16 protein-coding genes are annotated in these 24,550 nt (G+C 50.8%); 10 read left to right on the top strand and 6 right to left on the bottom strand.

Translation table 11 applies throughout. The annotated features are described in order from the left end of the window. Positions 1 to 157 precede the first annotated feature (157 nt). The 3 genes from AC27N8_RS11055 (at position 158) to AC27N8_RS11045 (ending at position 5,455) form a co-directional block, all read left to right on the top strand. The gene (locus AC27N8_RS11055) at positions 158 to 2,779 is read left to right on the top strand and encodes a protein kinase domain-containing protein (RefSeq protein WP_487066871.1); all 2,622 of its coding nucleotides are present in this window, start codon (positions 158 to 160) and stop codon (positions 2,777 to 2,779) included. Positions 2,780 to 2,796: 17 nt separating this feature from the next. Beyond that, complete coding sequence (locus tag AC27N8_RS11050; protein ID WP_487066869.1) at positions 2,797 to 4,692, top strand: serine/threonine protein kinase; 1,896 nt, start codon at positions 2,797 to 2,799, stop codon at positions 4,690 to 4,692. A gap of 127 nt (positions 4,693 to 4,819) precedes the next feature. Then, positions 4,820 to 5,455 (top strand): transmembrane-type terpene cyclase, encoded by a 636-nt coding sequence (locus tag AC27N8_RS11045; RefSeq protein ID WP_487066867.1) that lies wholly within the window; start codon positions 4,820 to 4,822, stop codon positions 5,453 to 5,455. 97 nt (positions 5,456 to 5,552) lie between these two features. Here AC27N8_RS11045 and AC27N8_RS11040 read toward each other — a convergent pair whose 3' ends face one another. After that, the gene (locus tag AC27N8_RS11040) at positions 5,553 to 8,897 is read right to left on the bottom strand and encodes a glucodextranase DOMON-like domain-containing protein (protein WP_487066865.1); all 3,345 of its coding nucleotides are present in this window, start codon (positions 8,895 to 8,897) and stop codon (positions 5,553 to 5,555) included. Between the two features lie 553 nt (positions 8,898 to 9,450). On the opposite strand from AC27N8_RS11040, the gene AC27N8_RS11035 reads away from it, so the two are divergent. After that, on the top strand, positions 9,451 to 11,856 hold the full coding sequence (locus AC27N8_RS11035; protein ID WP_487066863.1) for a protein kinase domain-containing protein: 2,406 nt from the start codon (positions 9,451 to 9,453) through the stop codon (positions 11,854 to 11,856). 89 nt (positions 11,857 to 11,945) lie between these two features. On the opposite strand, the gene AC27N8_RS11030 is transcribed toward AC27N8_RS11035, so the two are convergent. Together AC27N8_RS11030 and AC27N8_RS11025 are read right to left on the bottom strand one after the other, a co-directional pair. Next, positions 11,946 to 12,377 (bottom strand): ester cyclase, encoded by a 432-nt coding sequence (locus tag AC27N8_RS11030; protein ID WP_487066861.1) that lies wholly within the window; start codon positions 12,375 to 12,377, stop codon positions 11,946 to 11,948. A 23-nt stretch (positions 12,378 to 12,400) separates the two neighbouring features. Beyond that, complete coding sequence (locus AC27N8_RS11025) at positions 12,401 to 13,471, bottom strand: medium chain dehydrogenase/reductase family protein (protein WP_487066859.1); 1,071 nt, start codon at positions 13,469 to 13,471, stop codon at positions 12,401 to 12,403. 135 nt (positions 13,472 to 13,606) lie between these two features. On the opposite strand from AC27N8_RS11025, the gene AC27N8_RS11020 reads away from it, so the two are divergent. Beyond that, positions 13,607 to 14,224, top strand: a complete 618-nt coding sequence (locus AC27N8_RS11020) for a TetR/AcrR family transcriptional regulator (protein WP_487066857.1) — start codon at positions 13,607 to 13,609, stop codon at positions 14,222 to 14,224. Here the strand turns inward: AC27N8_RS11020 and AC27N8_RS11015 are convergent. Further along, complete coding sequence (locus AC27N8_RS11015; protein ID WP_487066855.1) at positions 14,203 to 14,625, bottom strand: HEAT repeat domain-containing protein; 423 nt, start codon at positions 14,623 to 14,625, stop codon at positions 14,203 to 14,205. The genes AC27N8_RS11020 and AC27N8_RS11015 overlap by 22 nt on opposite strands. A 115-nt stretch (positions 14,626 to 14,740) precedes the next feature. Here AC27N8_RS11015 and AC27N8_RS11010 point away from each other — a divergent pair, with 115 nt between their 5' ends. The 3 genes from AC27N8_RS11010 (at position 14,741) to AC27N8_RS11000 (ending at position 19,983) form a co-directional block, all read left to right on the top strand. Next, a complete protein-coding gene (locus tag AC27N8_RS11010; protein ID WP_487066853.1) occupies positions 14,741 to 15,601 on the top strand; it encodes a metallophosphoesterase family protein in 861 nt (286 codons plus the stop codon). A 295-nt stretch (positions 15,602 to 15,896) separates the two neighbouring features. Next, positions 15,897 to 18,761, top strand: a complete 2,865-nt coding sequence (locus tag AC27N8_RS11005) for a transglycosylase domain-containing protein (RefSeq protein WP_487066851.1) — start codon at positions 15,897 to 15,899, stop codon at positions 18,759 to 18,761. Positions 18,762 to 19,083: 322 nt separating this feature from the next. Continuing rightward, on the top strand, positions 19,084 to 19,983 hold the full coding sequence (locus tag AC27N8_RS11000) for an aldo/keto reductase (protein WP_487066849.1): 900 nt from the start codon (positions 19,084 to 19,086) through the stop codon (positions 19,981 to 19,983). On the opposite strand, the gene AC27N8_RS10995 is transcribed toward AC27N8_RS11000, so the two are convergent. Next, positions 19,980 to 20,210 (bottom strand): hypothetical protein, encoded by a 231-nt coding sequence (locus tag AC27N8_RS10995; protein ID WP_487066847.1) that lies wholly within the window; start codon positions 20,208 to 20,210, stop codon positions 19,980 to 19,982. The genes AC27N8_RS11000 and AC27N8_RS10995 overlap by 4 nt on opposite strands. A 92-nt stretch (positions 20,211 to 20,302) precedes the next feature. Here AC27N8_RS10995 and AC27N8_RS10990 point away from each other — a divergent pair, with 92 nt between their 5' ends. Continuing rightward, entirely contained in the window at positions 20,303 to 21,586 is a 1,284-nt protein-coding gene (locus AC27N8_RS10990) for an aspartate aminotransferase family protein (RefSeq protein WP_487066845.1), read from the top strand. A 59-nt stretch (positions 21,587 to 21,645) separates the two neighbouring features. Beyond that, the gene (locus AC27N8_RS10985; RefSeq protein ID WP_487066843.1) at positions 21,646 to 23,160 is read left to right on the top strand and encodes a CoA-acylating methylmalonate-semialdehyde dehydrogenase; all 1,515 of its coding nucleotides are present in this window, start codon (positions 21,646 to 21,648) and stop codon (positions 23,158 to 23,160) included. A gap of 92 nt (positions 23,161 to 23,252) precedes the next feature. Here AC27N8_RS10985 and AC27N8_RS10980 read toward each other — a convergent pair whose 3' ends face one another. Then, positions 23,253 to 24,326: a hypothetical protein gene (locus AC27N8_RS10980; RefSeq protein WP_487066841.1), complete on the bottom strand. Its 1,074-nt coding sequence runs from the start codon at positions 24,324 to 24,326 to the stop codon at positions 23,253 to 23,255. Positions 24,327 to 24,550: the final 224 nt, after the last annotated feature.

The following is a 24,550-nucleotide window of genomic DNA, read 5'->3' as shown; positions in this document are numbered from 1 at the left end:
GCAGATTATTCGCGACCTATTCCATTGCACATTCATACCGTGTAGGTGATAAATCCGTAAGCAATTATATTTATTTTAGTTCCTGTGACGAGACGGAGATGACAATAGGTTTCGCAAACAATGGCACGCTCAGTATTTATAAGCGAAGGAAAACAGAATGTCGCAACACTTTCTACACTATACAATTACGAGCACGTTGGAACGACGTACGGCCAGCGCTACCTATCTAGCGATCCACGACGAGCGGCCAGCACGCACGGTAGTCTTACAAATCTTTCATAAGCCAACTTTTAGCAACGTATCCGAGCAGAAAACCTTCTTGCAGGAGACTGAAAAATTCACGAATATCAGTCATGCGCACCTTGTTGCGATCCTCGAAGCAGGCATCCACGAGGAGCAGGCATATATTGTCAGTACCTACATGCCAAACGGCTCGTTACGCATCCGTTTAGATCGAGCGTATCCACAGCGGCTCCCGTTCCAGCAAGCCATGACCGTTATCTCACAGATCGGGCAAGCACTGACCTACCTACACGCCCGCTATCTCATCCATGGACAGATTACACCTGAGCATATCCTCTTCGATACAGGTGGACGTGCTTTATTAGCTGATCCCTACTGCTCCACCAATACGCCACCGTGGGGCTCCAATAATGAAAATGCTAGCGATGATTTCCGTTATATCGCCCCCGAACAATTTTCCGATGGGCCGAGCGAGTTGAGCGATCAGTATGCTCTCTGCTGCGTCGCTTACGAATTGCTGGCAGGTCGACCGCCCTTTACACTCAGGGATCCCGCGAAGTTAGAAGAGCAGCAAAGATATGAAGAACCAACATTACCCAGGCAGCTTGTCTCCACTCTCTCTCCAGAGATTGAACTGGCGCTCCTGAAAGGGCTCGCCAAGGAGCCGGCACAACGCCATGCAGATGTTGCCACATTTCTAGCAGCCCTGCAACAGGTACAGGCCACGATAAACAGCCCCGATCTTCCTTTGCCGCGCTCAAAACGCCGCACATCATCCCTCATTCCTCCGATACCAACATCGCGACCTGGTCACACAGGCTCCAATGCACCTATATCCGCATCGCGACCTGACAACATGGACTCCAACCCACCAATCTCAAATCGTCCATCACAGCCGACAGGGATACCCAAATCATTTGCCCAGAGATCGCCTTCAGCCTCAAAACCATCATCTTTCGACCAATCAAGTGGTCCCATGCAGACACCATCTTCTGCCGGGCGAGAAACAGAAGATCCCCTCAAAACAGTCCATCTTGCGGCGGAAGATCCCGGCAACGACGCGATGTTCTCATCTCGCTTTGGCCTAAAAGCGCCTGCGCCTCATACCTCTCGACCAGCATCCAGGCCCCAAAATATCTCTCCGGCCTCCAAACCCGAAGGTATTCCCCCGGTTTACAAACCCGAGAGGATTCCAGAGGACGACTTTGACAATTTCCTTGAGGAATTGGCGCTCGAAGAAGATGCATCCGATCTGATCATGTCCGCACCTCCTCGTCAGAACGCCCTCCCTGATAACTTCAATGACTTTATGGAAGAGATGGATCTTGAAGATAACTCAACCTCGGGTTTAATTATGTCCCCGTCTGCTCCTCAGAACGCCCTCTCCAATAACTTCGACGACTTCTTGGACGATACAGCACAGGATAATCGGACAAAAACGCGTGCAGTGACACCCTCAATACCTCCACCAGCCGCCAAGAATGTCACCTTTGATCCCTTCGAAGATATGTTGCAAGAGATGGCTCGCGAAGAGGAAATAATGCTCGCTACCAGTTCTTACTCCAGCCTCACGGAGGATGACGATCAAGACGAGGCAGATACCACGACAGCAGGAGCAGCCTCAAATGGGGCCGTCGTACTCAATACCAGCGCAGCATCTGCGTCATCGCCATTGCGGACAACAGTGGTGACGCCATCCGGATGGCAGGCCGCCACAAAAAATATCTCAACCATCGTCATCTGGTCTCTGGTACTCTTGCTAATGTTCGGGTGCCTGCTGACATATACTGTCCTGGACGCCATAACGCCGACCTCATCGGCGCTCACGCTGCTGGCTACCCTCCCTACTCCAACGCCGAAAGCAACCGTTGACGCCTTAGGAATCTTGTCGCCCGAGGAGATAAACAGCACACCAACCACCGTTCCAACAGTAGAAGCAACCCCTACGGCCCAGCCAACTGCCAAGCCCACACCAAAACCAACCGCCAAGCCCACGCCAAAACCAACCTCCAAACCCGCTCCGACCGCAACACCAACCGGACCGACGATACCGATCACCGTCCCAACATCGGCACCTATAGTCCTACCTACGCCAACACCAAAACCAACACCTATACCGACTGTGCCGATAGGACAAACCGTCTGGCTAAAAGCGACGGCCAATGGAGACTACATTGACGCCTCGCTCAATACCAACGCTCCATTGTTTGCCAATGCCACTCAGGTACAAACCTGGGAGAAATTCCGTGTCCTTGATGCTGGTGGTGGCTATATCGCCTTACAATCCGTCGGAAATGGAGACTATGTCAGTGTCAGAGCAGACACAGCGAACGCTCCCTTGCAAGCCGAGTCGACCACGATTGATGATTGGGAGGAGTTCAAATGGATTATCCTGAGCGACGGTAATATCGCACTGCTCTCCAAAGCAAACGGAGACTATGTTAGTAGCTGGCTCTCGACTGCCAACACTCCACTCTATTGCCAGGCAACCAGGGTCAGCACATGGGAGACGCTCAAATGGGGAACCGCAAACTAAAGCTAAAAGGATAAAACATGTCGCAGCACTTTCTGCACTATACAATTACCAATACACTGGAGCAACGCACCAACATTTCAACCTATCTTGCTACCCATGACCAGCAACCCGGGCAAAGTGTGATGTTAAAAATATTTCATCAACCGACGCTTACCAGAGCGTCCGAGAGAGATGCATTCTTACAGGAGGCGGATAGGTTCAGTCAATTGAGCCATCCCTCTCTTGTCCCGCTCATTGAGGCAGGCGTCGAGGGGAAAAAGGGATACATTATCAACGCATACATGCCAAACGGTTCACTGCGCGTGCGAATAGATCGAGCATATCCACAACGACTCCCATACCGACCAGCGATGGCGATCATCATCCAGATCGGGCAGGCACTCTTTCATTTACACGCGCGCAATCTGATCCATGGGCAGGTACAACCAGAGCATATTCTCTTTGATGCTCATGGACGGGCACTGCTCTCCGATCCTTATTGCTTTCCCAATCCTCCAAACTGGACAGCCAGCAGCGAAAACGCCAGAGACGTCTTTCGCTATCTGGCTCCGGAACAGTTTGATGGTATCCAGAGCAAGTTAAGCGATCAGTATGCCCTCTGCTGCGTCGCCTACGAACTATTCACGGGTCAACCGCCATTTACGCTCCGGGACCCACAAAAATTGGCCGAACAGCAAAAGCACGCCGAGCCGACACCTCCCAGACAACTTGACTCCAGCCTTTCACCAGCTATCGAACAAGCACTGCTGCAAGGGCTTGCCAAAAATCCTAGGCACCGCCATGCAGACATCGCCGCTTTCTTGATAGCTCTTCAGCAGGCGCAGACAGAGATAACAGGAGCAGAACCTCCATTGCCACGCTCAAAACGTCGCACATCCCCTCTGGTACCTTCTCCACCTCCAGCGCGCCCAAATGCCACAGAAGTGAAACAGCCAAAAACGACGCCTCCAGCGCAGCGCCCAAGCAATACAGAAGAGATACGAGAAGTAATGCCTCCCACGCTAAAAAACCTCAACAGAGAGGCTAGCTTCTCGCCTCTCGCCAACCCCAAAGTGCAGAAACCTCAGGAGATTCCTCCTATTCCCGAGGCTCAAAAAACTCAGGAGATTCCTCCTGTCCCCGAGGCTCAGAAAACTCAGGAGATTCCTCCTGTCCCCGAGGCTCAAAAAACTCAGGAGATTCCTCCTGTCCCCGAGGCTCAAAAACCACGCGAGATTTCCCTTGTCCTCGAAGCTCAGAAACCTCAGGAGATTCCTCATATCTCTAAAAATCAGAAATTGCCAGACACTTTTGACGAATTCCTGCAAGAGTTGACACACTTTAACGAAACAGAATTTGATCTGATGCCACCTGTATCTGATACGCAAAAAGCTCTACCGGAAAATCCAGATACCTTATTACAAGTAAAAAAGCACGCAACGATAGCAGAAGCGCGGCAGGATATGCCTACACCTGCCGCCCAGGATGATGTAAAAGCTTCCTTTGAGACACTGTTGCAAGAACTCGCTCTTGAAGAAGAGGCCTACCTCGAGACAATCCGCAATGAGGCAATCACAGATCAGAACAATGAGGAGCATCAAGCAGCACCGCCAGTCCCTACGTCAGTAACTGGCAGACATGCAGTTAACAGTACATCTGAATGGCAAAGCATCCGGCAACATCCTACAACTATACTGATACGTTCCCTGGTACTCTTGATCATGGTGGCTAGCTTATGGGCGTATAGCGCATCTGCGGCAAGCTCACAAACCGCATCAACATTGGAACTGCTGTCGCATCTCTCCACGCCAACGCCACAGGCAACAATCGATGCACAAGGAATTTTGCCGCCACAGGCAACAGGCACGACCAATATGAACCCATCGCCCACTGCGACACCAAAATCGGCTCCAACGGTTGCCCCTTCCCCCTAACCAGCACCGTAACACAGTACCTACAGAAAACCGGTCAGTGTCGGTGGCTGTAAAAGCTTAAAATGGGGTATAGTGAGGACGATCAAACTGTTCACTTTCAATTCAATGTTGCGAAATGGGGGGCTTTATGACATTCACTCTGATTATGCTTGGATCAGGTCTCTTCTGGACCATCACCTATATTTTGATCATTCGACGTAGCATACTCGATCAAACATATGGTATGCCAGTCATTGCACTCTGCGCCAACATATCCTGGGAGTTTATCTACTCATTCGTCCTACCATCAGATGGCATACAGCGGTTCGTCAATATCGTGTGGTTCGCACTTGATGCAGCCATCATGTATTTTTTTCTCCGCTACGGCCCCAACGAATTCGCGGATCTCTCAAAGCGCACTTTTTATACGCTTGCCACACTCACACTGATCACAAGCTTTTGTGCCGTCCTCTTCATAGAGCTTACATTTCATGATCAGGGAGCCTATTCCGCCTTCGCACAAAACCTGCTGATGTCGGTGGCCTTTATCTCCATGCTCTATCGACGCAAAGCTCTGCGCGGACAATCGATGGGCATCGCTCTATGTAAACTGATCGGGACCGCATGCGCATCACTTGCATTTTATCTCTACAATCCGCTTTCTCAGCATTCAATCTTGCTACAATTCCTCTATGTTGCGATTCTCGTGTATGACATAATATACGTGGTGATGATCTATCAACAACAAAAGCAGCAAAAAATATCACGCAACCAACTCATCTAATCATCACATCCACAACGCTCAACGTACAAGACGACCCACTGATACTCCTTCTGGAGGGCGAGTGGATCGTCTTGTACGTTAAAGTACATTTGTGCGATCAGGGTATGATTACATCCTGTAAAGTAACTGCATGCTGGGCATAATTAAGTTCGTCAGCTTGATTGACGCCGCCAGGCGTCAGAAGATCCATCACCTTTGGAACGGTGGCGGGATCAGCTGAGCAGAGCGGATCGCTGCTGGCAGCCTGACATACACCGAATGAGTAGGCCCCCGGTGTGGCTGTAAAAGCACGTGCGAGATCTGAGCTAAAGCCATCCTGTCCAGTTAGCGTGACGGTAAAGCCCCAACCTGATGTCGGCGTCCCGAGTGTAGCCTTTGGTACGCTGAAGGTAATGTAGCGCGAGATGGCGTTGGCACTGATCGCAATCATCCCCAGAGTGTTTCCCTGCGCATCGACATAACGCTGTCCGAAGCCTTGTACCTCCAATAATTGGCTCCAGGCCGATCCTGGCGCGATGGTATAGTTACGCTGCGGGAACGATGCTGCGGTCGATGTGGTTGTGGCATTTGGAGTATGGACATACACATCGATCATTTGAGCACCAAGATTACTCCCAAAGGTGGGTGTCAGATCACGCGTCTGTAACTTGAAGATGATATTGGTACCATCATCATAGATGCGGAAGTCCTGGATGTCATAAGCGCCGGCATGAAAATCTGATGCAGTCGGATAGGCATAGGTACCGGGACCGTTGTCATCATTGTTTGCATCGGTCGTCTCAAAGAGCAAGGTGCCCGGCGTGTAATCATAATAGACCGTACGCTGATCATGGGCCGTGGCCCCCCTGGGACTGACTGCGACGGTGTTCAGTACCGTATTGCCTCCCCTCACCGGTACCGTTACGCTGAAAGAACCGGTCGCTGACGCTTTGGCTGTCACAGTACTTGTCTGACTCTGCTGATCGGTATTGGTTGCCGCAACATAGATAGTAGCGCCGGGAGTAGCTGTCCCTGTTACGGTAATCGATGAGCTACTGACGGCCGAGTTATTCTGAGGAGAAGTCACCGTCAATTGAGTTGTACTGGTTTTATGCGCCACATAACGATCATACGTATTACCCGGCTGCTCAAGCAGCCGATTGGAGAGAATATCGTTGAAAAGCCTCACATACGATGCAGTCGACCAGGTCAAAGGATTAGCAGAGCCATCAGGTTGTCCATTCTGGAAACCGATCGAAGCAAGCGTCGGATCGGACCCATAAGGAGAGGCTGCCAGATTGGCAACATCCCAATCCTGTTCAGGGAGCAAGCCAACACCTCCACTCATCTTCTGCATCGTTGACAGTAGCGAGACAGCCGTTGAGAGATCGCCTGTAGTCAATTGATACTCACCACGTTCAGCAGTCAGAGCCGGCCAGACATGTCCGGTTCCTTTATTGCTAGGAGCCCAGGGATGCCCATCGGTCACACCATCGCCATAGCCGTCACCGTTATAGCGATCCCATCCGGGGCCGCTGGCGGTCTGCACTTTGATGGTTTTGTCGACAACGCTAAGCGAGTTTGTAATGGTGGGATCTTGTGACGAGATTTCTCCCAGACGTACGAGCTCAAGGAAGCCGGCATCGATCACAGAGCGCTGATCCAGCGTAGGACCACCATTGCCCAGATTATAGCTGATGGCAGCGTTCGGATCTCCGGTCTTTGAGAGGCGAATAAAGTATGGATTCGTAGAGAGAGGACCAGTAGTCGTTACCGTCCAATTTTTGATCGAGCGTTGCCAATCGTCAGCGACTCCCAGCCAGAGTTGTGCACTCTGCTGATCATTGTTCTTCTGGGCAATACTGGCGGCCGCCACCAGGCCAGCGATCTCCGCAGCGATCGTCGAGGGAGAGTAACCACCTTGCTCCTCCCAACGCTCTACACCATAAGAGGGTCCATGGCTGATCACAAAGTTGGCCGCAGCCTTGATATGGTGCTGATAAAGATCACTATCCGTCATGCCCATCTGGTACGCCATGATGATCGGATAGCTGGCCTCGTCAAGCTGCGTATTGAACGAGTCAGGCGCAATCTTGCCATTCAACAGGCTATTGCGCGGCATCGAGCCATCCGCTTGCTGCTGACGATAAAACAGGAAATTCACCGCATCGCGAGCCGTCGCCCTGTCGCCATCGACATAGAGAGCCGACCAGGTCTCATAGAGGTCGCGAGCAAAGACCTCGCGATACGATCCAAAGTAGGTGTTGTTCGGATCTCCGGCCGAAACCGCCTGTCCCCATGGCGATGCCAGACTGGCCACAATCGCCCCGGGGAATGTTTTATCCTCCGACGCCTTCACAACGTTGGCATTCTGATAATATTCTTGCAGCAGTCTGGCAACATCAACGTTTGAGAGCTTGCCCGCCGGAACCAGTTGATGCGGCAACGTTAAATGTACATCATAATTGAGCCAGCCAGCCGTATATCTGGCAAGCATCGCCCCAAAGCTCCCCGACAGCGAGCCTCGTGCCGCTTGTAGTGCGGTAGCCTGCGTCTGACCCAATCCAAGAGCAAGCGTGAACGTTGAGCCACGCGAAAGATCAGTTTGCGCCGTCTGCACCACATTTCCATTGGAGGCATCGCTATAAAGGGGAGTCAACGTATGAGACGTGTCTAACTGCTGCAAGCCATCGCTACTCGTACCGACAAAGCCACTGGATACCTGCTTAAAGGGCTGAGACGCCTCCAAAGCGCTATAGATTGGTACAGCATAATCACGATTGGCAGCATTCGTTTTCGTTTGTGTATCATAAGAGATCGGGATCGGATGACCTGTAGAGGTATCAATCGTGCTATTATCAGCGCCACCATTGCCGGTTCCACCTCCGCCATTGCCGTTGATCGTTGGATCATAACGCACGTAAAATTTGTATGCAGAGAGGGCGGTTCCTTTGAGCGGTTCAAAATGTACTTGCATCACGACAGCGTTATGGTCCGGATCGGTGAGATAATCAGTCACGATGCGATACTTACCACTCTTCGCCGTAGACGTCACTTCACAGGCCAGCGCAGCACTATTCAGAGCTTTGACGGTGTAGGTCATATCGCGTGTTTGCAGATCCGTAAAGGTACTGCCATCGGTGACCACAAACTGCAAGGTGTTCACATTGGTCGTGTCTATAGTTGGATAATAGACATCGCTCAACACTCCGTTAGCGATCGTGTACCAGACTTTAGAGGTGGTATTTCTGGCTGTCCCCAGGCAATCCTTGCGAGCCAGATCAAAATAGGAGAGAGCTCCCGGCCCATCAGGCGCAGCCACTGTAGCCGCATAAGCTGGTGCGCCAGAACGCAATAACGAACTTACAGGTAAAAGGATAATCACAAGTAGAAGGAGAGGATTCCAGGCATCCTTACGTCGATTGGACCCCGCCAGGGAGGCATCCTTAAGATATCGCATCATAACATCATTGTCCTTTTAGCAATATAAAACGTTCATCATAGAAGGAAAGGAGAAGCACTAGCACTGTAATTTGTCCACATCTTTCACCATCGAAAGACGCCGCAGAGATTTTTAAATCTCCCGCTATGGCATAAACGAAACACCTTAATTATACGCTATCATCTCACATACTAGCATCTTTCTACAAGAACTATTAGAGAACACGCACATATAACAATACAGCATCATGAATTTGCCACCCTCGGATCCCAAGTAGATTACTAAAGACCTATCTGCTTTGCATTCCTGGAGAGAGAAGATTAAACTTATACAATATCTGTGGAGAAAGCTCACATGCATGCAGCCCATCAATCAGGGGAGAATGGAAGCCGCTCTAGTACTTTTTAGAAAAAATCGAAATCAAATCGTTATTTGAGACATTTCATAAGTTTTAATTAATATATTCATCAAATTTATTCTGGTTTCAGCAGTGAGGCTGCTATGGCAAGAGATGCTTACAAACAACCAATCATATTATGCTCAGCACATCTAAGATAAAATAAAGGAACACAGAATGTTGCGACACTTTCTGCGCTATACAATTACCAGCACACTTGAGCAACAAGCAGCCAGTACGACCTACCTGGCAACCCACAACGATCGACCCGCTCGCACGGTGGTGCTAAAAATCTTCCATCAACCAATCTTTACCTATACCAATGAGCGAGAGATCTTCTTGCAAGAGGCTGATAGATTCAGGCAGCTCAGCCATCCTCATATTGTGTCTATTCTTGAAACTGGGATCGAGAACGAACAAGCATATATCGTCAGCAGCTACATGCCCAATGGTTCACTACGTATCCGTTTAGACCGGGCATATCCACAGCGCCTCCCATTCCAACAAGCCACGACGATTATCTCGCAGATCGGACAGGCACTGATCTATCTGCATGCCCGCTATTTGACCCATGGACAGGTAAAACCTGAGCACATTCTCTTCGATACCAATGGACGTGCATTATTATCTGATCCCTATTGTTCCACTCTTACGCCACCATGGACAGCTCAAAATGAACACGCCAGCGATGCTTTTCGCTACCTGGCGCCAGAACAGTTCGACCACCAATGCAGCGAACTCAGCGATCAATATGCGCTCAGCTGTATAGCATACGAATTACTCACAGGTCGACCGCCCTTTACACTCAGAGATCCTCAAAAATTAGCAGAGCAACAGAAATATGTAGAGCCAACTCCTCCCAGGCAGATTATCTCCAGCCTCTCGCCCACAATCGAGGAAGCACTCCTGAAGGGACTCGCTAAAGATCCCACACAACGCCACACAGATATCGCCACCTTTCTGGCAGCCATACAACTCGTACAGACATCTATTACTGGCTCAGATCTTCCCCTGCCGCGCTCAAAGCGCCGCTCGTCAGCGCTCGTCCCTCCGATACCCACATCTCAGGAGGAGCCAGCAGCGGCTAAACAAACAACGCCAAGGTATCCCTCTCGGCCGATAGCACCACCATCATTATTCACCAGGCAGGAGCCAGAGGCTGCAACCAAACCACCACTTGCTCAGCCGAGACATCCACAACCGCCTCGCTTTCCATTGACGCGTCAGACCGATGATCCACTAAAAGAACCGCATTCTTCAAAGCCAGAGCTCAATAATGATGCTATTTTTTTGCCACTATTCGGCCAACAAGCATCGCCATCCGCGACGAAGATCCCTGCGTCCAAGCCAGAAAATGCGCCACCAGCCTCCTTTGAGGATTTTCTACAAGAAATGATACTCGAAGAAGGCACATCATCTGAGATGGTGCCATCGGAAGATCAAGCTGCCCTGCCAGAAAACTTTGATGATTTATTTGAGGAGCTCATACAAGAAGAGAGACCAAAAGCCCAGGTAGAGCCACCTCCTCCCCCCGCTCAGGACGCGATAGCCGATCCTTTTGCAGATATGCTCCAGGAGTTGGCACGTGAGGAAGAGGTACAGTTTACCACCAGCACCTATTCCGCACCAACAGAGGTCATCGCTCAGAGCAATGTGACGATGCAGACCGTAGAGCCAAATGGGATGGCCATGCTCAATGCAGACGGCACATCCCCCCAACCTTCAATCCAGCTAGCGGACAAGTCAGCAGGGATGAATATACCTGGATGGCAAGCCATCTCAAAGCATCCCAACACGATCATGGTGTGGTCGCTAGTACTCCTACTGATGCTCGGCAGCCTGTGGACATATGGTGCCCTCTCTGCCACAACATCAACATCATCCACACTCGCCTTGCTTTCTAACCTTTCGACCCCGACACCGCATGCATCCATCGACACACTGGGGATGTTGTCTCCAGAAACTTTGATTGCACATACACCTCCAAAGACTGTCCAGCCCACACCAAAACCCACCAGTAAACCCAAACCCACGCCGAAACCTACCAGCAAGCCTCAGCCCACACCACCAACAACGGCGACAGCTATCATACCAGTAATCGTTCCAACCGCCACGCCCAAACCAGCGCCGACCGCCACACCAACGCCTCAACAGATACCACAGTCCACAACGCCCCTGGGAAAAACCATCTGGCTACAAGCGACCGCCAATGGACTGTATATCGGCAAAAGCAGTCAGACAGATACGCCTCTCTACGCGGACGAAACATCGCGACAAAACGCAGCACCGATTAAGATTGTCGATGCAGGCAATGGTATGGTAGCGCTCCTGAACCTCACCAATGGACTCTATGTGACAACCAACATGAATGAATCATATGGCCCATTGGAGCCCGCCGCCAGCACAATACAGGATTGGGAAAAATTCCAATGGATCGATCTTGGCAATGGACAGGTTGCACTCAGAGCCAATCCCAATAATTGCTATGTCAGCACCTGGCTCAATACAGCTAATACACCCTTATACACAGCAGTAAAAACTATCGGCGTATGGGAAACCTTAAATTGGGGAACTGTTAATTAAGAATTGATACAACTAATAAGAATTGATACAACTAAAGAGTAGAACTTTGTACAAGCACTACTCTTTACCGTCAAGAAGGCTACTTTGTTTTAGGAAGGAATCAACCCGACTTGCTGTAATAGTTGCAGAGTATCTGCACAGAGCCAATACTCTGCAATTTTCCCGGCTTCGACGCGCAAGAGATCTATGCCCGCATACTCGACATGTTTCCCTACTGCATCAGGTGAAGCCCCTACAATGCCCCCTTGATAGGTTGCTCGAAAGAGCCAGCGGCCCGCAATGTTGTCTTCATCAACAAGAGGGCCAACCGTAGTAGTAAAGCTGTAGTCGGTAAAAACACCGATAGTGGCACCAAGCCACTGCTTCAGCCCATCAGGACCATGCACCTCGTCAGGACTATTACCAACAGGAGCAAAATGAGCGACGAAATTTGGTGCAATAATCTCATCAGCGAGGGACAAATTTCCATTCCATAACGCACTCCAAGAGAGCCAGAGTTCTTTGTTGGATGATAAAGTCATAACAATATTTCCTTTCACAATCACTATCTATCTATATAGCCTGGAACAAGCACGACTTTCCCCACCGTTTGACCCGATTCGGCCAGATGCATCGCTTCAGCCGCTTGCTCCAAAGGCATACGCCTGGCGACCTGAGCCTGGATACGTCCCTGAGCAAGCAAGGCAAACACTGCCGTCAGCGATGTACGGAGCCTTTGGTGAAATTTTTGTGGCTGCCGTGTTTTGCCGCTATTAACATCAAAGAAGTATGCATGACGACCGTTGGGTAGAACATTCCATAGGTAGAGCTTGAGCAGAAGGATAATGAACAGCGGGATCAGCGATGCGTTGCTACCAAATTTAGATTGCATGCCGGAGGACACCAGAGTACCACCGGGACCAAGCATCCGCCACGAGTTGTTGATACTTTTGCCTCCCAGAGGATCAAAAACAGCATCGACTCCATTAGGTGCAAGCTCGCGAACCTCGGCTACAAGGTTATCAGAGTGATAGTCGAGCGGCTCAGCTCCCAACGTACGCACAAAATCAAATTTGGAAGGAGAGGCTGTACCAATTACGTGCACGCCAGCGACACGAGCGAGTTGAACAAGCAAAACTCCTACGCCTCCCGTTGCGCCATGCACGACAATAGTCTGACCTGAACGCACCTTCGCCATGTCGTGCAGCATACCCCATGCAGTCGCGCCATTGACAACCATCGTCTCTACTTCAGCAGCGTCTACTCCGTCAGGCACGGGGATAAGATCATCTACAGACAACACACTATAATCGCTCCAACCCCCAACCTTGATTAATGCCGCCACCCGCTGTCCAATCGCGAACTCTGTAACAGAAGGGCCAAGTCTGAACACAATCCCTACCAGATCGTAGCCCGGCACAAAGGGGAAAGCAGGCTGACCTGGATACATTCCACGACGCATCGCCTTCTCCGCGAATGATACACCCGTCGCCTCAACTCGCACTAGCACCTCGCCTGCCTTCAGCGACGCCAATGCTCGGTGCCGCACCTGCAATGTTTCCGGCTCGCCCACCCCTGGTAGGACGATTTCCGTCGCCATAACGACATCATGATCGGTATTCGTCTGTGAAGACATAAGAGTTTCCTTTCTTGACACTGAACCCACTTCTCATTATAATTACGAGTAAATAATCGTATTTACAAAGCAATTATACGAGTAATCTATCGTATTGTCAAGGAATTTTTGTGAAGCAGATCGAGAGGTAATTTAATGGGAGAAAATCAAGAGCGCCGTCAGGCGCATCGTCAGAAACGTGGTCTGTCACGTGTGGAAGAAATTCTAGCCGCAGCAGGAACACTCTTTGTCGAGCGTGGCTACGATAATGTGACCACCAATATGATCGCGGCGCATGCAGGAGTATCTCCGGGATCGCTTTATCAGTTTTTTCCACATAAAGAAGCCATCGCACAGGCATTTGCCACCCAAAGTATTGAGCAACTCCACCGCTTTTACAATGACACGGTTTTGGTGCCAGAGGTAATGACGCTACCACTTCCACAATTTATCGACTACTTCATCGACGGATTAATTTCTTTTAACAAAAAAAATCCCGGTTATTTCGCCCTTTTGCAGGGATCAACCATCTCGCCACAACTCGCCAATGCCCTCTCAGAGCAACGCCAGGATGTATCAAGCCAGATAACAAAGGTCATAAAGTTGCTCACCCCTCACAGTTCTCCCGAACAGCGAGAAGTCATTGCCACAGTGACCTATCGCACCCTCCTGGCCCTGCTACCTTTTATTCTGAACGCTACTGACCAGCAAAGCAACGCATTCATACATGAATTAAAAACGATGATGATTCGCTATTTTGAGCCCATGCAATAGCGTCGTTTTGAGATCTGAAGCGCTGACATCTGGCGCAATGTGAGGGTAATTGAATCCTGAACGCGTGCGTCGGTCTCGTTTTCGAGGGCTTTCACCAGAGCAGGATAACAACGCTCATCTGCGAGGAGAGAGAGGGATACGATGGCAGCTCTGCGTACAGCGGGTATGGGATTGCGCAACGCCAACAGCAAGGCGTCAACGGCGGCCGGGCCTCCAATCTGACGCAGAGAGCGGACGACGCGGACACGCACAAAGAGATCCTCATCCTCAAGCAGATTCTGCAAGGGCTCGATGGCCGATAGATCTCCGATCTCGCCAAGCGCATCCACACTGCTGGCGCGGACAGAGGCTTGCTGATCGTGTAGAGCATTGAGTAAAGGCTCCAGTTGATGCTGAGACATAGAGCGCTCCATAACATTGTCTTTTTATCGATCGTCTACTATACTACAAGTGTTCATGATTTTCTCTTATTTTACCACTGGTTTGCCATAGATCCAGTAGATATTGGGAACAGCGATGAAATTATATGCTATCAGTGATTTACATCTAGGTGTTCCGAGCAATCGTACAGCCTTAGCAGCACTGCCTCATTATCCCGGAGACTGGCTGATCATTGCCGGCGATATTGGAGAGACGATCGAGCATCTACACTACGCCCTCACGATCTTAATCGCACGTTTCGACAAAGTCATCTGGGTACCTGGCAATCATGACCTCTGGACCATTCCTTCCGAGCATGAACCCGGCTTAGAGGGAGAACAGCGCTATCTCTACCTGGTTGAAATCTGTCGCAGCTATGGAGTCCAGACCCCTGAAGACCCCTATTTAATCTGGCCGGGAGCAGGTGCACCGACGATCATCGCTCCACTCTTCTTGCTCTACGACTATAGTTTTCGTCCACCGGATACCTCAGCCGAGCAAGCGATCCTCATGGCAGAAAAAGCCAACATCGTCTGTACGGACGAATATCTCCTGCATCCCACACCATACGCATCGCGCATTGCCTGGTGCCAGCAACGCTGCGATCTCACCGAAGAACGCCTGCAAGCAATCGATCCGACCTATAAGATAATCCTGATCAACCATTTTCCGCTGCGGCGCGAATGCGCACGCGTCAATCGTATCCCACAATTCTCCATCTGGTGCGGCACCACGCGGACGGAGAACTGGCACAGTCGCTTCGCAGTCTCCACAGTGGTCTACGGGCATGTACACGTCCGAGCCACCGATTATATCGAAGGAGTGCGTTTTGAGGAAGTATCATTAGGCTACGAAAAAAATTGGCAGCAAGAAAAAGGAGTCAAGAGCTATCTGCGAGAAATCTTGCCAGGACCGCAAGCACCATTGGTATCCGGAGAAACCCAATGGTACGCATAAAAATTAAATTTTAATTATCTCAACCATATAATTCGGGCGCATAAGTACTTATCACCCATACACAATGGAAGTGTTATGATTACGTGCCTTGATCAGTCTACTATTGTGTAGTACTATGGAGAAAGTAACCCTTTACAGATATAGATTATAATGCTTCTCTCTTTTTGATACTGTTTGGATAGGTTGGATTGGCATTCGTAGCAGCAGGGGAAGAAAAAAAACTTTATCAGGCAGTGAATTTGTACAGAATAACACAAAACATTTCATTGCGTGTGCCTATTTTTGAGGAAAATGTATGAGTGATAATTGGAATCCGCAATCAGAAAATAATCGACAACCGCAGTCAAGGGATCAATATAACAATTCAGCAAAACAACCGCCAAATCCAAATAGCCAAAATCCTCAGGTAAATAATGCTAACCGACAGCCAGCGACGCCATCTCAATCTGGCATTCCAGGGCCTATAAGCAATTATGGATTACAGCCGGGAAATATGCCTGCACCACCGGCAAACGTACCGCCGCGGGCAGACGCGCCACCAATGAATCAGTCATTAACTCCGCAGCAGGACTTTCCTCCCAGCGGACGATTCGGAGGCAGGCCCGCTTTCCCACAGATTGACCAGGCATTAAATCGCGTTCGTGGCTGGACAAATAAAATGGCCGCCATAGCAGGCCATACCGTACAACCACCTGCTCCACCGATGGCTTTTTATCAACCGCCAGCCCCGGTTGCCGTTTATCGACCATCATCGATAAAAGATCTGCAACAAAAAAAGATTGCCAGAAAAAGCTCATTGCGTAGAAATGCGCGTATCCGCAAGATCAGCAAGCAGATACGGCAAAGGCGTCTCAAAAAGAATCACGGTGTCAACGGCGTCATCGCTATCATACTCATCGTGCTAGTCTCGATCATCATCGTCTCGACCTCGGCAGGCAGCGCTTATGGGTATAGCTACTACTTGCAACAACAACCGCGGGTGCAGCGCTACGCCAATCAGCAGTTGCCTCAAATGACACGTATCTTTGATCGCAACCAGACGCTCCTCTATGAGGCCTATGATCCTAATTCAACCGTTGGCAACGGCGGCCGACGGCTCGCAATACGCTATCAGGACATTCCTAGAGTGATGCAGGACGCTATGGTTGCGATCGAGGATAAATCCTTCTGGACCAATCAAGGTGTTGATCCCTTAGCGATTATCCGCGCAGGAGCCAGCAGCTATGGTGGTGCCAGTACTCTGACACAACAGTTAATCAAAAATCTCTCGGGCGATACGCAAGACACGCTAGTGCGCAAAATCAACGAGGCTGCGATGGCAGTCGGGATGACACAACAGTATCCCAAATCCAAGATCCTAGAAATGTATTTCAATGTAGCCCCCTTTGGGTCACAGGATGCAGGAGTCGAGATTGCAGCGCAAGATTATTTCGGCCTGACATCAACCTGCGAGCCAAACCAGCCCTGTGCGCCAGCGATCTCTAAACTAGAGTACAATCAGAGCACAAAAAAGAACGATCCAATTCTCGGTCTGGCGCGTGCTTCCCTGCTGGCAGGTATTCCCAACTCACCAGTAAGCTTTGATCCATCGATAGCGGCAAAAAACCGGGAAGCTGCACTCAATCGACAAAAGCTTGTCCTTAAAGCCATGTTAGACCAGAAGATGTCGGTAGATGGAAAACCACTGACGAAAGCGATGATCCTCCAGGCGGAGGAGATCACTGCGAAGATGGTGTTTAAACGACCCAGTTCGACGAAGCTGGCACCAAGTTTTGTCGACTATGTGATTAACCAGGTCGAGACCGCTCTCGGCAATGGTAACGCCAATAATGGCGTAGAAGCGTTCGTCACCGGTGGTTACAACATCCAGACGACAATTGATCTAAATCTCAACAATTATGCTCAGGCTGCCATTCAGAGACATATCTATCAACCGGAGCTACAGAAAGCGGTTGGTGGCATAGAAACGTTAAGCACCAATAACAATGTACATAATGCGGCGGTCGTGGTTGAGGACGCGAAAACAGGCGAGTTACTCGCGATGGTCGGCAGCGCCAACTACAACTCGACCGATCCAGCGGTCAATGGACAATACAATGCGGCCAATAGCCCTCGCCCAACCGGTTCAGTGTTTAAACCCTTTGATTACACAACTGCCTTCGAGATGGGTTGGAATCCTGGCGTTGTCTTACAAGACACACGTACATACTTCCCGAATGGCGCTCCGGCTGGCACAGAGGTGCCACAAACCAATGACCAGGCCCTGGCACAATCCATCATTTATGCACCGTACGACTACGGTCAGAAATATTGGGAAAAACCATTTACGGCACGCTATGCCACGGCTAACTCGTTTAACATTCCAGCTATTCGAGCCATGCAATTCGCAGGTGCTCAAAATGTTTTGAACACAGTTCGTCGCGTGGGAATTACCTTTGCGAACAACTCTGGTCTGGACGGATTGTCCTGGGCAATTGGATCAAAAGACATCTCGCTCCTCCAAATGGTGGGAGGCTATCAGACTCTGGCAGATCAAGGAAAGCATATTAAGCCACAAGCGGTCCTCAATATCTGGGACAATTATGGCGATGAGCTCTACCACTACGACGAGAACAAAGTAGTTGCCTCCAAGGCCTTCTCACCTCAGGTGGCTTATGAGATGACTTCGGTACTCCAGGATGAGCCGTCTCGTTCCTTCGAATTTAGTGGTGACCACGATCTGTCTTTCTCGGATGTGGATGTCAATTGTGCCTACAACGTCACATGTCAGTACGAGGTTGCTGCCAAAACTGGTACAACCGATAACTTCAATGACAACTGGACGATGGGCTATACCGCAGATGTGGTGGTGGGAGTCTGGGTCGGCAATAGTGATGATTCGCCGATGAGTAATGTGATTGGTATCACGGGTGCCGCGCCAATCTGGCATAGTGTGATGGAACGCGCGATGGGATGGTGTAACAATACCGTTGAGCAAATGCCCAATCCCAACAATCCATTTGTCTACGCAGATAGCATTCCCTGTGGACCAACCCTCCACCTGCGTTTCTCCAGCCATCCACAATGGAAATTTGCCGTCCCTTCCGGTATGAGCCAGGCCACATTGGATGGATTATCATCCAATGCTGCTCAAGTAGATTGGCTGATTAATGGCGACTAACACCCGTCGCTAAAAGCCTCCCTGATAAGATGGCGCCACGGTTGCATGCACAGCCGTGGCGCCATCTTGTTCTCTCCAAAACCTGCGAGGATCGGACGTTTAGTATATAACGTCACCCGGGTTGAGCACTTGACTCAGATAGTCAGAATACTCCCAACAAATTTACAGCCAGCCTGAAACATTTTTTACTCATGATACGTGCCAGAAAGAGGCAATAAGAAGCAAGTGAGCATCCAGCCATCTATTGTAGTACTGGCTGGATGTTCACTTGCCTCTTGTTGATGGGATATAATGTTGTGAGTAAATAGTAGGGAGAGAAATCATGGAAACACGTCAATTTGGTAAGACGGATATGCAGGTCAGCGTCCTCGGCTTCGGCGGATCAGAGATTCGTGGGCATTCGTTGGCCGACGTCGAGCAATTGCTGGGAAGCGCTCTGGATGCAGGTCTGAACGTGATTGATACAGGTGAGTGCTATGGCGATAGCGAGGAGCTGATTGGTAAAGCTGTCTCGACGCGGCGCGACGAGTATTATCTGTTCACAAAATGCGGTCACGCAGTCGGAGAAGAGTTGCCCGATTATCCAGATTGGGACCCGCGCCTGCTGGAAGCCAGCATCGATCGTAGCCTGCGACGCCTGCAAACTGATCATCTTGATCTGTTGCAACTCCATACCTGCTCACTCGACGTGCTGCGCAAAGGCGATGTGATTAATGTATTGGAGAAGGCAAAACGTCAGGGCAAGACCCGCTATATTGGCTTCAGCGGCAGCAATGAAGATGGTCGCTATGCGGTCCGCATGGGAGTATTCGATGCCCTACAGACCAGCATCAACATTGCCGATCAACAAGGCATCGACTTTCTCCTCCCAATGGCAACCGAGCGAGGCATGGGTATTATAGCCAAGCGTCCCGTCGCCAACGTCGCCTGGATCGATCCCAACCTCCCCAAAGAAGCCTATGGCTATCAGTACAAGGAACGTCTGGAAAAACTCAAATACGATTTCTTGCAGAGCGGTCCCGGTACCGCTTTTGGAACGGCACTACGCTTTACATTGAGCGTCCCAGGCGTTGACACAGCCATCGTCGGTACAGCCCATCCCGAGCGTTATGCACGCAACGCGGCCTTGATCGCCAGCGGAAATCTCTCTGAAGAAGAATATCAGACCCTGCGAGCACTCTGGGAAGAACGCGCCGACCAACATTGGCTCACTCTCGATTAATAAAAGTAGCGGCGCGGCTCCGCCGTGCTGTCTGTGGCTCGTATGACCACGCTCCACATGGGGTTCCATTGAGCGATCTTCCCGTAGTGGAGTGTCTCGTCGGCGTTGCTTCCAGATACAGGTGGAACGGTGTCGTGCGTGCAGTGACAGCACGGCGGAGCCGCGCCGCTACATCGGTTGACCTGGACGCCTGGCACGTCGCGATCAAGCGAATTGCAAGGGACCATCTTTCTTTGTGGCAGTATTGTAATCTGCTTGATCGCGGCGCGCCCTGCTTAATCGTAGGGTGCGTTCAGAGCACGACGCTTGAGGTTTTATAATGGATACATCTGAAAAGTATGCTCGTTTTGTCACCACGAGTTTTGTGAAGGGTATTGAGCCGGTCGTTGTGGAACAGGCCTTGGGCGCTGAGATATTTGCCGCCGATGGTAAGACGTACCTCGATTGTTTCGCAGGGATCGCTGTCGTCAATGCGGGTCATGTGCATCCGAAGGTTGCTGAGGCCGCCAAAGCGCAGATCGATCACCTGATCCATGCAGCCTCCTACATCTACTATGTACCCAGCACGGCTGATCTGGCCGAGCTACTGGCCACCATCGCTCCTGGTGCCCTCCAAAAGACGTTTTTCTGCAATTCGGGAGCGGAAGCGATCGAGAGTGCGCTGCGGATGGCAAAGGTGGCGACGGGCAAGCGCGAGATCATCGCGTTGCAGATGGCTTTTCACGGTCGGACGTATGCGACGTTGTCGATCACAGGCAACATGGCACGTAAGACTCGTGGAGGTCCATACATGTCTGGAGTCGCGTTTGCGCCTGCTCCCTACTGCTATCGCTGTCCCATGAATCTGGATCACTCATCCTGCGGGCTGGCCTGCGCCGATGCGGTCGAAGACGTTATCCGCTATCAGACCAGTGGTGACGTGGCGGCATTCGTGGTTGAGCCAGTGATGGGCGAAGGCGGGATTATTCCGCTCCCAGATGGCTATCTGAAACGCGTCAAAGAGATTCTGGATAGCTATGGTATTTTATTGATTGCCGATGAGGTGCAGACTGGCTTCGGGCGCACTGGCAAGATGTTTGCCATCGAGCATCATGACGACATCGAGCCGGATATCCTGGCACTCGCCAAAGGGATCGCGGATGGCTTCCCGCTTGGAGCTGTGATCGCTCCTGAGGCCATCGCGGATAGCTTTCAGCCTGGGGAGCATCTCAGTACATTCGGAGGCAATCCGGTCTCCTGCGCCGCCGCCATTGCGAATATCGGCGTCTTGCAGAACGAGGGGATTATCGATCATGCCGCCGAGCTTGGTATCTGGGCATTGGAGCAGCTCCATAGTTTGCAAGAAAAGTATTCATTGATTGGCGATGTGCGCGGTCAGGGTCTGATGCTGGGACTTGAATTGGTGAAGGATCAGACATCAAAAGAGCCAGCGACAGCGGAGGCCGCACGTGTGAGAGCTCTTTGCCGCGAATCTGGAGTCTTAATCGGCGTCGGTGGACAATTCGGCAACGTACTCCGCCTCCAGCCTCCCCTGGTCATCACACAGGAGCAGCTGGCTCATGCAATCCAGATACTCTCGGCAGCGCTGGCCACGATCGAGTAATCAGGCAAGCGACATTCCGATGTCCAGACTTATTCTAGAGACTAAGGAGGAACAAGGTTATGACACTTTCAAAAAAGTCACAGGTCCAAATCTTGCGCAACTATATCGGTGGCAGTTGGGTAGAGGCAGAGGCTCAGGAGACGCAGGAAGTCCGCAATCCCGCAACGGATGAGGTGCTGGCTCTGGTTCCTCTTGGTACAAAGAGCGATATCGCTCAGGCAGTTGAGGCCGCAGCGACCGCCTATCCTGGCTGGCGTGCCACACCTCCTCAGGAGCGTGCCCGTTATTTCTTTAAGCTGCGCCAGATTCTGGATCTGCATCGTGATGAACTGGCACGCTTGATCACGACCGAGATGGGCAAGACACTCGAAGATGCTCGTGGCGAGATTCAGCGCGGCATCGAGAATGTCGAGACGGCATGTGGCATCCCCACGTTGATGATGGGTTATAGTCTGGAGGATGGGGCCTCACAAGGCATCGATGAAGAAGTCATCTATCAACCAATGGGAGTCTTCGCAGGCATCACGCCCTTCAACTTCCCCTTTATGATCTCCTTCTGGTTCTGGCCCTACGCCGTCGCCAGTGGCAACACATTTATCTTGAAGCCATCCGAGCAAGATCCTCTGGTGCAAAAGCGCGTCTTCGAGTTGATCGAGCAAGTCGGCTTTCCCGCTGGCGTGATCAATCTGGTCAACGGAGGAAAAGAGGCGGTCAACGCCCTGCTGGATCATCCAAAGATCAAAGGGATCTCGTTTGTGGGTGCCACACGGACAGCCGAATACGTCTATAGCCGGGCCGCCGCAACTGGCAAGCGCGTCCAGGCATCGGGAGGCGCCAAGAACGCCATCGTGGTGATGCCTGACGCCGATCTGGATATGTATCTGGGCACCATCATGAACTCATGCTTCGGCGCCGCAGGACAGCGCTGCCTGGCCAATTCGCTCATCCTGACCGTCGGAAGCGCTCATGACGCTGTACGGACACGCGTATCCGAAGCGGCCTCCAAATTACGCCTAGGCAATGGCCTGGAAGCCGGCATCGACATGGGACCAGTCGTCTCGGCAGCCGCACGTGATCGCATCAAGGAAGCCATCACCAACGGCATCGCGGAAGGAGCAGAGGCGGTCCTGGATGGACGTAAAGCCAGCGTAGCAGACTATCCCGAGGGCTACTTTGTCGGCCCGACCGTCCTCGACGGCGTCCTGCCCACCATGAGCGTCTACAAAGAGGAGATTTTTGGCCCTGTGATCAGTCTAACCTCGGTCGCCAGCCTGGATGAGGCCATCAATTTGATCAATGCCGGCGAATATGGGAATGCCGCCTCTATTTTCACTCAGAACGGTTTCGCCGCCCGCGAGTTTAGATATCGCGTCGAGACAGGCAATATCGGCATCAACGTAGGAGTCGCCGCACCCGTATCCTATTTTCCATTCAGCGGAGCTAAACGCTCCTTCTTCGGTAATCTTCATCCCCAGGGACGCGACGCCGTGCGCTTCTTTACCGAAAGTAAGGTCGTGATTACCCGCTGGACTCCTGGTGACGGCGAGAAAACGATCACCGGCATCGGACGCTAATATTCTAGCGATGACCCCATATGGAATGCATGCTCACGGCTTCCACACTTCCTCCATCTGATTTCATACTGATTTCAACATCCAGTATGAAATCAAACGGAGGAAGCTTTTTGGAACTGAAAACCACGTACGAGCGCAGTAACTCCAACTGCCAGAGCTATCCCTCCTGCAAACACTTCCAGCCAGAAGAGAAGCATCGCATTACCTCCAAACAGCGACCAGATGCCAGTAGGTGATACATTGAATCTGCTTCCTCCTTGTATCCAAGTAGAGATGGTCCAACCTGTGCTGGCCAGGAAAAAGAGTATGACACAGGAGAGAAGAAATGTTCCCACGTTCAATACTCTCCGGAAACTTTTCTGACCCAGAGTGCTTGAGGCCAGAAAGAGTGCCAGGGCACTGAAGCTGGCTGTAGGACCAACAGCCACAATAAAGTCAGTCCAGGTATGAAACACCGAACCCGTAGATACTTCTGGGGCGACGCGTGTCCAGGCAAAGACAAGTGAGAATATCAGAAAGAGCAAGGTGAGAAAAAATGTTCCTCTCATACCCTGGATCAAGGCTTTTCTTCCCGCCACGAAAAGCAGAAACAAAAGGCTGACAAAAAACAAGGGAATGAAGGTAAACACAATCGGCTTCAGCAATCTGGAAAGCCCATCGGTATCAAAAAAACCCTCTGAGAAGATCATCAATCCTACAGACCCCATAAAAATGGCACCGCAGACCCACGCAGCGCGGCGCGTTGCAATAGGCCACGGCCTTCCTGCTTCATTTCCTGCATACAACGCGACAAAAGGGACACAAAAACTAAGGCAGAGCAAAACTGGCCAACCAGTGAAAACCATCGCGTTATTAAAAAAAACGCTAAGCGAACTGTCCTGTTCCAAGGTCGAGATAAAAAGATCATTCCACAAGATCGTTATTCCCATAGCCACTGCCAGCGCAAGCAAGAAGGTAATGAGAACAGAACGCCGCTCTCGAAACATAAAGAGCATATTCTCCCTTCGATAGTATGGGTCCAAGCGAGCATCAAGTACCCCCATCAGAAGATCCAAAGCGGTGGTAAGGGTCACGGTATGTTGTTCCAGAAGTTCGAGCATCTCCTGTTCATAGCGCTCACGCCAAGCATGTGGATAGAGATGTAATATCCAGATAACTAATTTCATCAATTGCCGTTTTCCTCTCAAAAATGTTCCTGATCAAGAGATCACACATCAGGTGAAAAAGCAGGCAGGCGCTAGAACTCCAGCGCCATGATTCGCTGCATTGTCGTCAATTGCTCGCGTATTTACTATTCAGTTATACACTATATCGTAAAATTTAGTAAGTATAACTGAATATTAACACAAAAGCCACTCTTTTGCAATCCCTCTACCATGCAACCACGCGA

It is taken from the genome of Dictyobacter sp. Z7_2 (assembly GCF_057551105.1).
The sequence above is the reverse complement of the archived record's forward strand: the minus strand, read 5'-3'. Positions and strand labels throughout refer to the sequence as shown.

Bases quoted from the DNA above. Each gene is read 5' to 3' on its own strand.
- AC27N8_RS11020 (WP_487066857.1), top strand. From the start codon at position 13,607: ATGGGAGAAAATCAAGAGCGCCGTCAGGCGCATCGTCAGAAACGTGGT.
- AC27N8_RS11045 (WP_487066867.1), top strand. From the start codon at position 4,820: ATGACATTCACTCTGATTATGCTTGGATCAGGTCTCTTCTGGACCATC.
- AC27N8_RS11025 (WP_487066859.1), bottom strand. From the start codon at position 13,471: ATGTCTTCACAGACGAATACCGATCATGATGTCGTTATGGCGACGGAA.
- AC27N8_RS10990 (WP_487066845.1), top strand. From the start codon at position 20,303: ATGGATACATCTGAAAAGTATGCTCGTTTTGTCACCACGAGTTTTGTG.
- AC27N8_RS10980 (WP_487066841.1), bottom strand. From the start codon at position 24,326: ATGAAATTAGTTATCTGGATATTACATCTCTATCCACATGCTTGGCGT.
- AC27N8_RS11005 (WP_487066851.1), top strand. From the start codon at position 15,897: ATGAGTGATAATTGGAATCCGCAATCAGAAAATAATCGACAACCGCAG.
- AC27N8_RS11030 (WP_487066861.1), bottom strand. From the start codon at position 12,377: ATGACTTTATCATCCAACAAAGAACTCTGGCTCTCTTGGAGTGCGTTA.
- AC27N8_RS10985 (WP_487066843.1), top strand. From the start codon at position 21,646: ATGACACTTTCAAAAAAGTCACAGGTCCAAATCTTGCGCAACTATATC.
- AC27N8_RS11000 (WP_487066849.1), top strand. From the start codon at position 19,084: ATGGAAACACGTCAATTTGGTAAGACGGATATGCAGGTCAGCGTCCTC.
- AC27N8_RS10995 (WP_487066847.1), bottom strand. From the start codon at position 20,210: ATGGTCCCTTGCAATTCGCTTGATCGCGACGTGCCAGGCGTCCAGGTC.
- AC27N8_RS11035 (WP_487066863.1), top strand. From the start codon at position 9,451: ATGTTGCGACACTTTCTGCGCTATACAATTACCAGCACACTTGAGCAA.
- AC27N8_RS11055 (WP_487066871.1), top strand. From the start codon at position 158: ATGTCGCAACACTTTCTACACTATACAATTACGAGCACGTTGGAACGA.
- AC27N8_RS11010 (WP_487066853.1), top strand. From the start codon at position 14,741: ATGAAATTATATGCTATCAGTGATTTACATCTAGGTGTTCCGAGCAAT.
- AC27N8_RS11040 (WP_487066865.1), bottom strand. From the start codon at position 8,897: ATGATGCGATATCTTAAGGATGCCTCCCTGGCGGGGTCCAATCGACGT.
- AC27N8_RS11015 (WP_487066855.1), bottom strand. From the start codon at position 14,625: ATGTCTCAGCATCAACTGGAGCCTTTACTCAATGCTCTACACGATCAG.
- AC27N8_RS11050 (WP_487066869.1), top strand. From the start codon at position 2,797: ATGTCGCAGCACTTTCTGCACTATACAATTACCAATACACTGGAGCAA.